Below are 13,570 nucleotides of genomic sequence, written 5' to 3' on the forward strand. Positions count from 1 at the left end.
TCGCTGTTGTCCTTGGGTTTATGTTGGTTGAAATCATGATGCAGGCATCTTGCGGCTATTGCTCTCGAGGATCCAGCGCATCGCGCAGCCCGTCGCCCAGCAGGTTGAAACCGAGCACCGTCAGGAAGATGGCGATGCCGGGGAAAATAGACATCCAGGGCGCCTGCTCGACGAAGTCCTTGGCCGTGTTGAGCATCGAGCCCCAGGACGGCAACGGCGGCAGTTGCCCCAGCCCGAGAAACGACAGGCTCGCCTCCGCGATGATGGCGGTCGCGACCGTCAGGCTCGCCTGCACGATGATCGGCGGCAGCACATTGGGCAGGATGTAGCGCACGACGATGCGCGCATCCGTCAGACCGATGGCGCGTGCGCCCTCGACATACTCCTCGGCCTTCACGCTGAGCGCCTGCGCCCGCGCGAGCCGCACGAAGCGCGGCATGGCCGACACGCCAATAGCGATCATCGCGTTCGTGAGGCTCGCGCCGAGAAACGCCGCCATCGCAATCGCGAGGATCAGGAACGGAATGGAGAGCAACGCGTCGGCCAGCCGCGAGACGATAGCGTCGACCCAGCGGCCGAAGTAGCCCGCGAGCAAGCCGAGCGGCACGCCGACGATCACCGCGATGCCCACCGATACCACGCCCGCCGCGAGCGACGCCCGCGCGCCGAAGATCATGCGCGCGAGAATGTCGCGTCCCAACTCGTCGGTACCGAACCAGTGCAGCGCGCTCGGCGCCTGACGCACCGTAAGGAAGCTCGTGGCGATCGGATCGTACGGCGAGATCCACGGCGCGAGAAGCGCCACGAACACCGCGAACGCCACGATGATCGCCCCCGCGACCGCCGCCTTGTTGCGCATGAATTTGCGCAGGCCGCGATAGCGCCGACGCGGCAGGCGCTCCGCGCCCGCCAGGGACGCTGCCGGCACGGCGGGACGGTTCGCGTCGCACGCCGGCGATTCCCGCGATTCCAGCGACTCCAGCGATTGGCCGGCCGGATCCGATGGCGCGGTGGTGGATGACGTCTGAATAGCAACCATGTTCGAAGGAGTCTCAGGCGCGACGCAGGCGCGGGTTAAGCAGGACGTAGAGCACGTCGGCCAGAAGATTGAGCACGATGAAACTGACGGCTGTCACCAGCACCACGCCCTGCACCACTGCGTAGTCGCGGTTGAACACGGCGTCGACGACGAGTTTGCCGAAGCCCGGAATCGTGAAGACCTGTTCCGTGAGCACGGCGCCCGCAAGCAGTTCGCCGAAGAGCAGCGCCAGCACCGTCACGATGGGAATCAGCGCGTTGCGAAACGCGTGCTTGAGCACCACGGTGCCGCGCAGCAACCCCTTGGCACGCGCGGTGCGAATGTAGTCGGTGCGCAGCACGCCCAGCATGGCGCTGCGCGTATGACGCATCAGTTGCGCGCCGAGCGCCGCCCCCAGCACGAACGCGGGCATCACCATCGTCTTGACGCTCATCCACAGGTCCTCGCCCGGCGGCACGTAGCCGGACGACGGCAGCAACTGCCACCGCACCGAGATGAGAAAGATCAGCAGAATGCCGAGCCAGAAGTTCGGGATGGACATGCCCGAGAGCGCGAGCACATTGGCGCCGTAATCGATCGCCTTGCCGCGATTGGCCGCCGACAGAATGCCCAGCGGAATGCCGATGCCGATCGCGATGATCAGCCCGAACATCGCCAGTTGCAGCGTGACGGGCAGCTTCTGGGCGATGAGCGACGTGACCGGTTCGCCGGTGCGCAGGGAGTTGCCGAGATCGCCGCGCAGCACGCTGCCCATCCACAGTGCGTACTGCGTGGGCAACGGCTTGTCGAGGTGGTACTTTTCGCGCAGCGCGGCGATGACCTGCGGGTTCTGGTCTTCGCCGGCCATCGCGAGCACGGGATCGCCGGGCAGCATCTTCTGCAGCCCGAAGATCATCATCGACACGATGATAAGCGTGGGAATCGCAACCAGCGCACGATGAACGACGAGGCGCAGCATGGCGGCAGTCCCCTTAACCCTTGAGGCTCACGCCGCGCAGACGGATCAGTCCGTCCGGATACGCGACGAAACCCTGCACCTTCTTCGTGAGCACGTACGGCCACGGTTGCACGTACAGATAGAGGATCGGATCTTCGTCGGACAGGATCTTGTTCGCGGCGTCGTACAGCGGCTTGCGCTCGGCCAAGGTGGATTTCACACGCGCCTCGCCCAGCAGCTTGTCGACTTCGGCGTTGCAATACTGCCCGTAGTTCAGATTCCCCTTGCACGACACGAACTGGTGCAGGTTGCCGTCCGGATCCACACGCCCCGACCAGCCGTTGTAGAGCACGTCGAAGTCGCCGCGATGCGCGGCGTCGAGCGCCGCCGCGTAGTCCATCGGGCGCAGTTTCACGGTAATGCCCGACTCGGCCAGCATCGCCTGCAACATCTGCGCCATCTGATTGGAGACGGTGCTGTTGCCGAAGCTCAGTGTGACCTCGACCTTCTCGAAGCCGGCGGACTTCAGCAGCGCCTTGGCCTTGGCAACGTCGCGCTTGGTCGTCTTGATCGACGTGTCGTAATACTGGCCCGAGTGCGGCAACGCCTGATTCGCCGGCGTGAAGATGCCACCGCCGATGACCTGATTGATCGCGTCGCGATCGATCGACAGATCGAAAGCCTGACGCACGCGCTTGTCGCGCAGCGCCTTGTTCGCATTGGCTGCGACGTTGAACGTCAGGCCGTAGTAACCCAGTCCGTCCATCGAGATGAACGTGAGGTTGACATCGCGCTTGACCGATTTCACGTCGGACGGCGAGAGACGCTCAAGCATGTCGAGCGAGCCTGAGCGCACATTCGCCAGGCGCACCGTCGTGTCCGGAATCGGCAAGTAAATCACCTTCTGGACGGGATATTTGTCGGCCTCCCAGAATCCCGCGAATTTTTCCAGCACCACGCGGTCGTTCTGCACGCGCTGCACGAACTTGTAAGGTCCCGAGCACACCGGACGCGACTGCACGGCGGCATCGTCGGACAGCGTCTTGGGCGCGAGCATCATGCCGGCACGGTCGGACAGTGTGGCGAGCAGTGCCGAGTCGGGCGTCTTGAGCACGATGTTGACGGTCGAGTCGTCCACCACGTCGACGTGATCGATCGACGACAACTCGCTCTTGCGGTTGCTCGCCGGCATGCTGCGCGCACGGTCCAGGTTGGCTTTCACGGCCGCCGCGTTGAACGGCTCGTCGTCGTGGAATTTCACGCCTTTGCGCAGCTTGAACGTCCATGTCTTGCCGTCGGCACTCACATTCCAGGCGGTCGCGAGCATCGGCACAAACTTCAGGTCCGTGCCGATATCGACGAGCGAACTGCACAGCGAGCGCAACACCATGCGGTCGACGACCTGCGAGCTGCGCGCCGGGTCGAGCGAGCCGATGTCTTCCTGCAAGCCGATACGCAGGGTGGACGCGGTCGATTGCGCCATGGCCGAAGCTGCACCGGTCGTCAGAGCCGCCGCCAATACAAGATCGAGCAGAACGTTGCGCATGCGTGTGATCCCTTGTCTGTGTGATGGTGTGTGAGGTTGGGGTAAAGGTGTCGCAACTCGGGTAAGGCAGGGCGGGCGTGGCTACGCGCCGGTCGTACCGGATATCGCTGATGTCGCCGATGTGCCTGCCCCAGCGGTACCGGCACCCGGCACATCGGCCTGCGCCTGTCTTGCGCGATACACCGCCAGCCGCTCGCTCAGCTTTTCACTTGGCGCGGCTGCGCGCGCCGGGCTCGCGCCGGCGTTCTGAATCGCTTCCCAGAAATGACAGGCGATCTGCCGCCCGTCGGGGAGCACTTCGGTGATCGGCTGCCGCTCGCGGCAGGCGGCACGGGCATGCGGGCAGCGCGGATGAAAGCGACAACCGGGCGGCGGTGCGGTCGGGCTCGGCAGTTCACCGCCGAGCGGCGCACGCGCCCGGCGCAGGTGCGGACGACTGGCCGGAATCGCCTGAAGCAACGCTTGCGTGTAGGGATGCAACGGGTTGTCGAAGAGCGCATCGGCACTCGCCAGTTCGACGATTTCCCCGAGGTACATCACCGCCACGCGGTCGCTCATGTGACGAATCACCGCCAGATCGTGCGCGACCATGATGAGCGTGAGACCGAAGTCGTGCTTGAGCCGCTCCAGCAGGTTGATGACCTGCGCCTGCACGGAGACGTCGAGCGCCGAGACGGGTTCGTCGCCGACGATCACCCGCGGCTCGCCGGCCAGTGCGCGCGCGATGCCGATGCGTTGCCGCTGACCGCCGGAGAACTCGTGGGGAAAGCGTTGCGCGTAATCGGGTTGCAGCCCGACGGTGCGCAGCAGCTCGGCGACGCGCTCGTCCTTCGCGCGCCCTTTTGCCAGGCCATGCAACGCCATCGGCTCACCGATCAGGCCGCCGACCGTCATGCTCGGGTTGAGCGAAGCGAACGGGTCCTGGAAAATGATCTGAAGCTCCCGTCGCAGACGCCGCATCGCACCCGCGCCCAACGTCATGATGTCGTTGCCCTGATAACGCACCTCACCGCGTGTCGCGTCGATCAGGCGCAGCAGCAGACGCCCCAGCGTCGATTTGCCGCACCCGGACTCGCCGACGATGGCGAACGTCTCGCCCGCCTGCACGCAGAACGACACACCATTCACGGCATAGACCGTAGGTGCTCGCGAAAAACCGACGCGATGACCGCCGAAGTGCTTCGTCAGGTCGCGCGCTTCGAGAATCGGCGGGTGTGCGGCGTGGTGCGCGCTCATGCGGCCACCTCGTCGCGAATGGACGGGGGGGGCGTCAGCGCCTCGACCGGCGCCAGCCAGCAGGCCACGCGATGCGCACCGGACAACGTCCGCTCGGGCGGCGCCTCGCGGATACACCGCGCCTCGGCGAACGGGCAGCGCGGCGCGAATCGGCAACCGGCGGGCATGCGCTCGGGCGACGGCACCGAGCCGCGAATCGTCGCGAGCGTGCCTTTCCGTTTGCCGATGGAGGGGATCGCCCCCATCAGCCCGATGGTGTAGGGATGCTGAGGGTCGTCGAAAATCTCGCTCACGGTGCCGTGCTCGACGATGCGCCCGGCGTACATCACGGCAACATCGTCCGCCACTTCGGCCACCACGCCCAGATCGTGCGTGATGAGCACGACGGCGGTGCCGGTCTCGCGTTGCAGCGTCTGAATCAGCGTGAGCACCTGCGCCTGAATGGTGACGTCCAGCGCCGTGGTCGGTTCGTCTGCAATGAGCAGCGCAGGCCGATTGGCAAGCGCCATCGCGATCATCACACGCTGGCGCATGCCGCCGGACAATTCGTGCGGGTAGTTGTCGAGACGCGTCTCGGGCGCGGGAATGCGCACGCGCTTGAGCATATCGAGCGCCTCGGCACGGGCGGCGCGCCGGTCCAGCCCACGATGACGCCGGATCCCCTCCTCGATCTGATGACCGATGGTGAAGGACGGATTGAGCGAGGTCATCGGCTCCTGAAAGATCATCGCGAGCCGATTGCCGCGCAAATCGGCAAAGTCGCGCTCGTCCAGCGCCAGCAGGTCCCGGCCTTCGAAGACGGCGCGTCCGGCCACGACATTCGCCGGCGGGCTGGGCAGCAAGCCCATGAGGGCCAACGATGTCACGCTCTTGCCGCATCCCGATTCGCCGACGATGCACAACGTCTTGCCGGGATGCACGGCAAACGAGACGCCATCGATCAGATTCGGCGCGTCGGACGCATTGGAAAATTTCAGCGACAGTCCGGTGACATCAAGCACCGGCCCAGCGTCTGCGAGCATGGTCATGGGGCGCGTTGTGTGGGTCGGTCTTTTTCCGCCCCCGTGCGCGGCGTGTTTCGGCATGCCGGTCATGAGGGATGTGCATGACACGATTATGTCTCCCACGGACTCAAAGTAAATATTAATATTTCTTTTTTATACTTAACTTATTTTTAGCCTCGGAAGGCGTTACCCAATGCTGACGTTACGCATGTTGAAAACCTTTCGGCTGGTGGCGCAAACCGGATCGTTCGCGGCGGCCGCCGAGCGCGCTGCGCTGACGCAGGCGGCGGTCAGTCTCCAGATGCGGGGGCTCGAAGACGCCGTCGGTCAGCGACTGTTCGACCGGCGCGCGCGCCAGATCACGCTCACCCGGCAGGGGCGCGACCTGTTTCCGCGCGTCGAGCAGATTCTGGCGCTCACCGCCGAACTCACCGCCACGCCCATCGACGCCATGCAGGGTCCCGTGACCATCGGTGCCGTGGTGTCCGTCATCGGCGCGTTGTCGCTGGTGGTCGCGGAATTGAAGACAGCGCATCCCCGGCTCGATGTGCGGCTGACGTCCGCACGTTCGGACGAACTGACCGAACTGGTGGAACAGGGAGAGGTCGACATCGCGGCGGTGGTGGCGCGCGCGGACGATGCACGCGCCGACAGTCTGGTGTGGACGCCGCTCTACACCGAGCCGATGGTGATGGTCGTGAACCGCGACGTGACCGAGCCCGACCCGCAGCGCATTCTCGACGCCCATGCGTTCCTGCGCTTCGACCGTCGCGTCCGCACGGGCCTCGTTGTGGAGCAGGCATTGCGTGCCGCCCGACTCAGCGTGACGGAATATCTGGAGCTGAACTCCATCGAGACGATCGTCGCACTCGTGCGCAAGAATGTCGGTGTGTCCGTGCTGCCGTTACTGCATCGTGGCGACTGGCAGTCCGATCCGTTGTTGCGCATTGTGCCGATCGCCGACCCGCCGCTATTGCGCACCGTCGGCATGATTCACCGCGAACACGACTCCCGCACGCACAACATCACCGCCGCCATCGCGGGCATGTTGCACGAGGTGTGATGGGCTGATGGGCTCATGGGCTCATGGGCTGATGAGAGCAAAGCCCGAACGGAAAGAGAACGTCGAAATAACGTGCGGAGACAAGACGTCGATATGACAACGGCGCGAATGCTGCCGCGCCGTTGGAGAGAAACAACGCAGGCAGGCGAAATCAGTCGCGAGTCTCCAGCGCCTTGTTGATGCGCAGCGCCAGCAGCGTGCAGACTGCGCCGGAGAGCAGATAGCCGCTCACGGCGATCAGGCCGAACTCGGCAGACAGCCCAAGTGCGACCAGCGGTGCGAACGCCGCGCCGAACAGCCACGCGAAGTCGGTCGTCAGCGCAGCCCCCGTGTAGCGAAAGCGCTGCTCGAAGTTCGACGTCACCGTGCCGGCCGCCTGTCCGTAAGACAGGCCGAGCAAACCGAAGCCCACGAGAATGAAGATGTCCTGCCGCGTCGACCCGCCGCCCATGAGGAACGGTGCGAATAGGGCGAAGACCGCGATGAAGATGGCGAAAAGGCCCAAAGTGGTCCGGCGTCCGATGCGATCGGCGATGCGCCCGGAGAGCACAGTGCAGACGATCGCGATCACTGCGCCGCATAGCTGGACGATCAGCACACTGTTCAGATCCTGCGTGTTTTGCAGCGAGATCCATGACAGCGGGAAGACCGTCACCAGATGGAACAACGCGTAGCTCGCCAGCGCCGCGAATGCCCCGAGGAAGATGTTGTAGCCCTGCGAGCGCACCATCTCCCGCGTGCTAATGGGCTCCAGTTGCCCCTCTTCGAGCATGGCGGTGTACTCGTGCGTCACCACCAGACGCAGCCGCGCGAACAGCGCCACCACGTTCACGGCGAAGGCGACGTAGAACGGATAACGCCAGCCCCACGTAAGGAAGTCGTCGGCTTCGAGACTCCAGTGCAGGAACAGGAACAGCGACGCCGCGATGATGAACCCGATCGGCGCGCCCAACTGCCCCATCATCGAATACCAGCCGCGTCGCTGCGGCGGTGCGTTCATCGCGAGCAGCGACGGCAGCCCGTCCCAGGAACCCCCGAAGCCGATGCCCTGCAACAAACGGAAGAATGCGAGCAGCCAGATGGCGCGATCACCGAGCACCGCGTGGCCCGGCAGGAAGGCCATGCCGGCCGTGGCCGTGCCGAGCACGAACAGCGCCGCCGTGAGCTTCACGCTGCGTCCCCAACGACGTTGCACGTTCATGAACAACGCGGTGCCGAACGGGCGGGAGATGAAGGCGAAGGAGAAGATCGTGAACGAGTACAGCAGGCCGTGCAGCCCGTCGGCGAACGGGAAGAAAACATGTGGGAAGACCAGAACGGCAGCGATGCCGAACACGAAAAAGTCGAAGTACTCGGAGGCGCGGCCGACGACCACGCCAACCGCGATTTCCTCCGGCGCGATGCGGGATTTGCTCCCGTGATCGTGCGCCGTCGACGCGGCGGGAACGCCCGGCGTGGGCGATTGATGAGCACTGCTTGACATTATCGGACCCCCTCACGGATCGGTCGGATCGGGATGGCGCGGGCTGACGATGAGACACTTGTGCCAGAAAAGCATCGCAGGTATCGCGAGTTGCCGCTATAGGGTTTACCCTAAATTGCTGCATGAGGGAGGGCGGTCCATGATGATCACGGTCTACGGCTACGGTTCCATCGATCGCAGCATGACTTCCCCCAAGTTCCTCCGCGGGGTACTTTTACTCCCCGCCTTCGCATTGGTCGCGTTGTTGTCCGGCTGCAATACCGTCCTGATGTCGCCTTCGGGGGATCTCGCGGTGAGGCAGCGGGACATCATCATCATTTCCACGGTTCTGATGTTGCTGATCATCGTGCCGGTGATCGTGCTGACATTGCTGTTTGCCTGGCGATACCGGGCATCGAACAAGAACGCCGTCTACACCCCCGAGTGGGATCACTCGACGCTGCTCGAACTGTTGATCTGGGCAGCGCCCCTGCTCATCATCATCGCGCTCGGCGCCCTCACGTGGGTCAGCACGCACAAACTCGATCCGTACCGGCCGCTCGAGCGCATCGACGCCAAGCGCGAGATACCGCCCGACACCCGTGCGCTTACCGTGCAAGTGGTGGCGATGGACTGGAAGTGGCTCTTCTTCTATCCCGATCAGGGCATTGCGACGGTGAACGAACTGGCCGCGCCCATCGACAGGCCGATTCGCTTCGAGATCACGTCGACGACGATGATGAACTCGTTCTTCATCCCGGCGCTGGCCGGTCAGATCTACGCCATGCCGGGCATGGAGACCAAGCTGCATGCGGTCATCAACAAGCCCGGCGTGTACGACGGCTTCTCCGCGAATTACAGCGGAGCGGGCTTCTCCGGCATGCGTTTCAAGTTCCACGGCATGTCGGCGGACGAATTCGATGCGTGGGTCCGGCAGGTCAAGGCAAAGGGCGAGAACCTGTCGCGCGACAAGTACGAGGCGCTCGCCAAGCCGAGCGAATGGGTGCCGGTGAAGTATTACGCCGATGTCGCGCCCGACCTTTACGATGCGATCCTGAATCGTTGTGTCCAGCCAGGCCAGACCTGCCTGAAAGACATGATGGATCAACCGAATCACTCGCATGCCAGCCGCGCGCGCTCGCGCAGCACCGACGCCTCGCTCTCCGACACCATGTGTACCGCGCAGAACACCGTGCGGTTCGCGTCCGAGGTCGTGCGCGCCCCCGGCGCCGCGATTGCGCAGTGATGGACCACCGCGCCCAACCGTCGACAATGATGCGCCTCGCGCGCGAATGATCCCAGGTTCGAGCTTATGGACATCGTCAAGCTGATCTTCGGCCGTCTCACGCTAGAGGCCATCCCGTACCACGAACCGATTCTCATCGCGACCTTCGCAGGCGTGGCGATCGGCGGCATCGTGGTGCTGGGCGCCATCACCTATTTCAAGCTGTGGGGCTACCTCTGGCGAGAGTGGTTCACGAGCATCGATCACAAGAAGATCGGCATCATGTACGTGATCCTGGGCATCGTCATGTTGCTGCGCGGCTTCGCCGACGCCGCGATGATGCGCATGCAGCAGGCGATCTCGTTCGGCGACAACATGGGGTATCTGCCGCCGCATCACTACGATCAGATCTTCACGGCGCACGGCGTGATCATGATCTTCTTCGTGGCGATGCCGCTGGTCACGGGCCTCATGAACTTCGTGGTGCCGTTGCAGATCGGCGCGCGCGACGTGGCGTTCCCGTTCCTCAACAACTTCAGCTTCTGGATGACGACCAGCGGCGCGGTGCTGGTGATGATGTCGCTCTTCGTCGGCGAATTCGCCCGCACCGGATGGCTCGCCTATCCACCGCTGTCCGGCATTCTGCAAAGTCCGGACGTCGGCGTCGATTACTACATATGGGCGTTGCAGATCGCAGGCGTGGGCACATTGCTCTCCGGGATCAACCTGCTCGTGACCATCGTCAAGATGCGCGCGCCGGGCATGACGATGATGCGCATGCCGGTGTTCACGTGGACGTCGCTGTGCACCAATGTGCTGATCGTCGCCGCCTTCCCGGTCCTCACCGCCGTGCTCGCGCTGCTCGCGCTCGATCGCTACGCGGGCACCAACTTCTTTACGAACGATCTCGGCGGCAACGCCATGATGTACGTGAACCTGATCTGGATCTGGGGCCACCCGGAGGTCTACATTCTCGTGCTGCCGGTGTTCGGCGTGTTCTCGGAAGTCGTCGCCACGTTCTCCGGCAAGCGGCTGTTCGGTTACGCGTCGATGGTCTACGCCACGGTCGTGATCACGGTACTGTCTTACCTCGTCTGGCTGCACCACTTCTTCACGATGGGCTCGGGCGCCAGTGTGAACTCGTTCTTCGGGATCACAACGATGATCATCTCGATACCGACCGGGGCGAAGATATTCAACTGGCTGTTCACGATGTATCGCGGACGGATCCACTTCGAAGTGCCGATGCTCTGGACGGTCGGCTTCATGGTGACGTTCGTGATCGGCGGCATGACCGGCGTGCTGCTGGCGGTGCCGCCCGCCGACTTCTCGCTGCATAACGGCCTGTTCCTGATCGCACACTTCCATAACGTCATCATCGGCGGCGTGATCTTCGGGATCATGGCGGCCATCACCTACTGGTTCCCGAAAGCGTTCGGCTACAAGCTCGATCCGTTCTGGGGCAAGTGCTCGTTCTGGTTCTGGTTCATCGGCTTCTATGTCGCCTTCATGCCGCTTTATCTGCTGGGCCTGATGGGCGTGACGCGCCGGGTGAGCCACTTCGACGATATGTCGCTCCAGATCTGGTTCCAGGTCGCCGCCGTGGGGGCGCTGCTCATCGCCATCGGGATCGGCTGCTTCATCATCCAGCTGGTCGTGAGCTTCATACGCCGCGATCAACTGCGCGACGACACGGGCGACCCGTGGGGAGGGCGCACGCTGGAATGGTCGACGTCGTCGCCGCCGCCGGTCTATAACTTCGCCTTCACGCCGCTCATCCACGACAACGACGCCTGGTGGCAAATGAAGCAGCACGGCTTCACGCGTGCGCAGCAGGGCTTCATCCCGATCCACATGCCGAAGAACACCGGCGCGGGCATCATCCTTGCCGGGCTGGCGACGGTGTGCGGCTTCGGGCTCATCTGGCACATGTGGCTGGTGGTGATCGTCGCGTTCGTCGCGTTGCTGGCGGTGGCGATCGGTCACACGTTCAACTATCACCGCGACTACTACATCCCGGCCGACCAGGTCGAACACACGGAGGCAGCGCGCACGCGACTGCTCGCCCAGCATGTCTGAGACGACCGCGACCTTCCCGACAGGCGGCGCCCCGCTCGGCGGCGGCGCCCATGCCCCCCACACGCCGGCGCCGCCGGGCAACGGCGGCCTGAAGTTCATGATGACGACCGACTACCACCCGCCGGGTGGCACGTTGCTCGGCTTCTGGATCTACCTGATGAGCGACTGCCTCGTCTTCGCCTGTCTGTTCGCGGCGTACGGCGTGCTCGGTCGCAACTACGCCGGCGGGCCGACCGGCGCGGAGTTGTTCGATTTGCCGCTCGTTGCAGTGAACACCACGTTCCTGCTGCTCTCCTCGATCACGTACGGTTTTGCGATGCTGGAGATGCAAAAGCGCCGCCAGCGCGCCGTGACCGGCTGGCTGATCGTGACGGGCCTTCTCGGTGCGGCGTTTCTCGCGCTGGAACTGTATGAGTTTGCCCACCTCATCCACGAGGGCGCGGGACCGTGGCGCAGTGCGTTCCTGTCGTCGTTCTTCACGCTGGTGGGCACACACGGGCTGCACGTGACGTTCGGCATCGTCTGGCTGGTCACGCTGCTGGTGCAGATCGGCAAGCACGGGCTCACCGCGCCGAACCGCCGTCGCCTGATGTGTCTGTCGATGTTCTGGCACTTTCTCGACGTCGTGTGGATCGGCGTCTTCACGTTCGTCTATCTGATGGGAGTGCTGCCGTGAGCACCCATGACTCGACCCTGCACGGTGCCGACGGGCACGATCACGACCATGACCACGATCATGGCGACGAAGGACCGCACAGCACCCTGCGCGGCTATGCGACCGGCTTCATTCTCTCGGTCGTACTCACGGCGATTCCGTTCTGGTTCGTGATGGGCGGCGTGTTTGAAAAATCGAGCACGACCGCGATCATGATCCTGTTCCTCGCCGCCGTGCAGATCGTGGTGCACATGATCTACTTCCTACACATGAACGCGAAGTCCGAAGGCGGCTGGAACATGCTGTCGCTGATCTTCACGATCGTGCTGGTGGTGATAACGCTCTCGGGCTCGCTCTGGGTGATGTATCACCTGAACCAAAACATGATGCCGGGTATGATGCAGGATACGAAAAACCTCCCTTGAACGGCATTTCCCCTTGAGCAGCGATCGACTTCACGAATCGGGGGACGCACAGCGTCCCCCGCGCGCTTGCAGCGCATCTTCCCAAGCTTCCCCCCTGCGGCTGGTCATCCTCGGCGTCATCACGCTGGTACTCGTGAGCGTGTTCGCCTCGCTCGGCACGTGGCAGTTGCACCGCCGCGCATGGAAGCTCGATCTGATCGAACGGGTCAATTCCCGCGTGCATGCGCCGCCGTCCGCCGCGCCGACGCGCGCGCAGTGGCCGTCCATCAATGCCGGAGCAGACGAATATCGGCACATCTCGCTCACTGGCACATACCGCTTCGATAAGGACACCCTCGTGCAAGCCGTGACCGATCTGGGCGGCGGTTACTGGGTGCTCACCCCGTTACGCACGGCAGACGGCAGTGAGGTGCTGGTCAATCGCGGCTTCGTGCCGCCGGGCTGGAAGGAATCGGTGCCGCCCGCGCCCGCCGGCGAAGTGACCGTGACGGGCTTGTTGCGCATGCCTGAGCCGGTCGGGGGCTTCCTGCGCAAGAACGTGCCGTCAGAAAATCTCTGGTATTCGCGCGATGTGAGCGCCATCGCCGCCGCGCGCGGACTCCCGGCGTCCGAGGTCGCGCCGTATTTCGTCGATGCCGACGGCAAGCCCGGCGCCGGCGGCAGCGCGAACGCAATGACCAACGACGCCGAAGCCGTGACCAGCCGCATGCAATCGCAGGATCGCGATTACCCGGTCGGCGGACTCACCGTGGTGCGATTCCCCAACAACCACATGAGCTATCTGCTGACGTGGTACGCGCTGGCCATCATGTCGGCCGCCGCCGGCGCGTTCGTGATCCGGATGGAAATGCGCAAGCGTTCGGGCTGAAGGCCGGGCAACGCGCAGACGCAGCTTCATG

At 64.0% G+C, this 13,570-nt stretch carries 12 protein-coding genes; 6 read left to right on the forward strand and 6 right to left on the reverse strand.

Annotation, left to right across the window (positions count from 1 at the left end):
* Positions 1–55 precede the first annotated feature (55 nt).
* The 5 genes from PAN31108_RS12690 to PAN31108_RS12710 all read right to left on the reverse strand — a co-directional run bounded on the left by PAN31108_RS12690 (position 56) and on the right by PAN31108_RS12710 (position 5,780).
* Positions 56–1,039 (reverse strand): ABC transporter permease, encoded by a 984-nt coding sequence (locus PAN31108_RS12690; protein ID WP_246183924.1) that lies wholly within the window; start codon positions 1,037–1,039, stop codon positions 56–58.
* A gap of 13 nt (positions 1,040–1,052) precedes the next feature.
* Positions 1,053–1,997 carry an ABC transporter permease gene (locus PAN31108_RS12695; protein WP_150669192.1) on the reverse strand — a complete coding sequence of 315 codons (945 nt, stop codon included), beginning with the start codon at positions 1,995–1,997 and terminating at the stop codon, positions 1,053–1,055.
* Between the two features lie 13 nt (positions 1,998–2,010).
* Entirely contained in the window at positions 2,011–3,522 is a 1,512-nt protein-coding gene (locus tag PAN31108_RS12700; RefSeq protein WP_150669193.1) for an ABC transporter substrate-binding protein, read from the reverse strand.
* 81 nt (positions 3,523–3,603) lie between these two features.
* A complete protein-coding gene (locus PAN31108_RS12705) occupies positions 3,604–4,758 on the reverse strand; it encodes an ABC transporter ATP-binding protein (protein WP_246183925.1) in 1,155 nt (384 codons plus the stop codon).
* Positions 4,755–5,780 (reverse strand): ABC transporter ATP-binding protein, encoded by a 1,026-nt coding sequence (locus PAN31108_RS12710; protein ID WP_217426302.1) that lies wholly within the window; start codon positions 5,778–5,780, stop codon positions 4,755–4,757. Before PAN31108_RS12710 ends, PAN31108_RS12705 begins: the two co-directional genes overlap by 4 nt.
* A 175-nt stretch (positions 5,781–5,955) precedes the next feature.
* Here PAN31108_RS12710 and PAN31108_RS12715 point away from each other — a divergent pair, with 175 nt between their 5' ends.
* Positions 5,956–6,825: a LysR substrate-binding domain-containing protein gene (locus PAN31108_RS12715; RefSeq protein ID WP_150669195.1), complete on the forward strand. Its 870-nt coding sequence runs from the start codon at positions 5,956–5,958 to the stop codon at positions 6,823–6,825.
* A 151-nt stretch (positions 6,826–6,976) separates the two neighbouring features.
* Here PAN31108_RS12715 and PAN31108_RS12720 read toward each other — a convergent pair whose 3' ends face one another.
* Positions 6,977–8,308 carry an MFS transporter gene (locus tag PAN31108_RS12720; RefSeq protein WP_150669196.1) on the reverse strand — a complete coding sequence of 444 codons (1,332 nt, stop codon included), beginning with the start codon at positions 8,306–8,308 and terminating at the stop codon, positions 6,977–6,979.
* A gap of 181 nt (positions 8,309–8,489) precedes the next feature.
* Between PAN31108_RS12720 and cyoA the strand changes: the two genes are divergently transcribed.
* The 5 genes from cyoA (at position 8,490) to PAN31108_RS12745 (ending at position 13,539) form a co-directional block, all read left to right on the forward strand.
* Positions 8,490–9,533, forward strand: coding sequence for a ubiquinol oxidase subunit II (gene cyoA, locus PAN31108_RS12725; RefSeq protein ID WP_174994968.1), 1,044 nt, complete (start codon positions 8,490–8,492; stop codon positions 9,531–9,533).
* Positions 9,534–9,599: 66 nt separating this feature from the next.
* A complete protein-coding gene (cyoB, locus tag PAN31108_RS12730) occupies positions 9,600–11,591 on the forward strand; it encodes a cytochrome o ubiquinol oxidase subunit I (protein ID WP_150669198.1) in 1,992 nt (663 codons plus the stop codon).
* Positions 11,584–12,267, forward strand: a complete 684-nt coding sequence (gene cyoC, locus PAN31108_RS12735; protein ID WP_174994962.1) for a cytochrome o ubiquinol oxidase subunit III — start codon at positions 11,584–11,586, stop codon at positions 12,265–12,267. Before cyoB ends, cyoC begins: the two co-directional genes overlap by 8 nt.
* Positions 12,264–12,671 carry a cytochrome o ubiquinol oxidase subunit IV gene (gene cyoD / locus PAN31108_RS12740; protein ID WP_150669199.1) on the forward strand — a complete coding sequence of 136 codons (408 nt, stop codon included), beginning with the start codon at positions 12,264–12,266 and terminating at the stop codon, positions 12,669–12,671. Before cyoC ends, cyoD begins: the two co-directional genes overlap by 4 nt.
* Positions 12,672–12,684: 13 nt before the next feature.
* Complete coding sequence (locus tag PAN31108_RS12745) at positions 12,685–13,539, forward strand: SURF1 family protein (protein ID WP_174994963.1); 855 nt, start codon at positions 12,685–12,687, stop codon at positions 13,537–13,539.
* The last annotated feature ends 31 nt before the right edge of the window (positions 13,540–13,570 follow it).

Source organism: Pandoraea anhela (assembly GCF_902459655.1).
GTDB lineage: Bacteria > Pseudomonadota > Gammaproteobacteria > Burkholderiales > Burkholderiaceae > Pandoraea > Pandoraea anhela.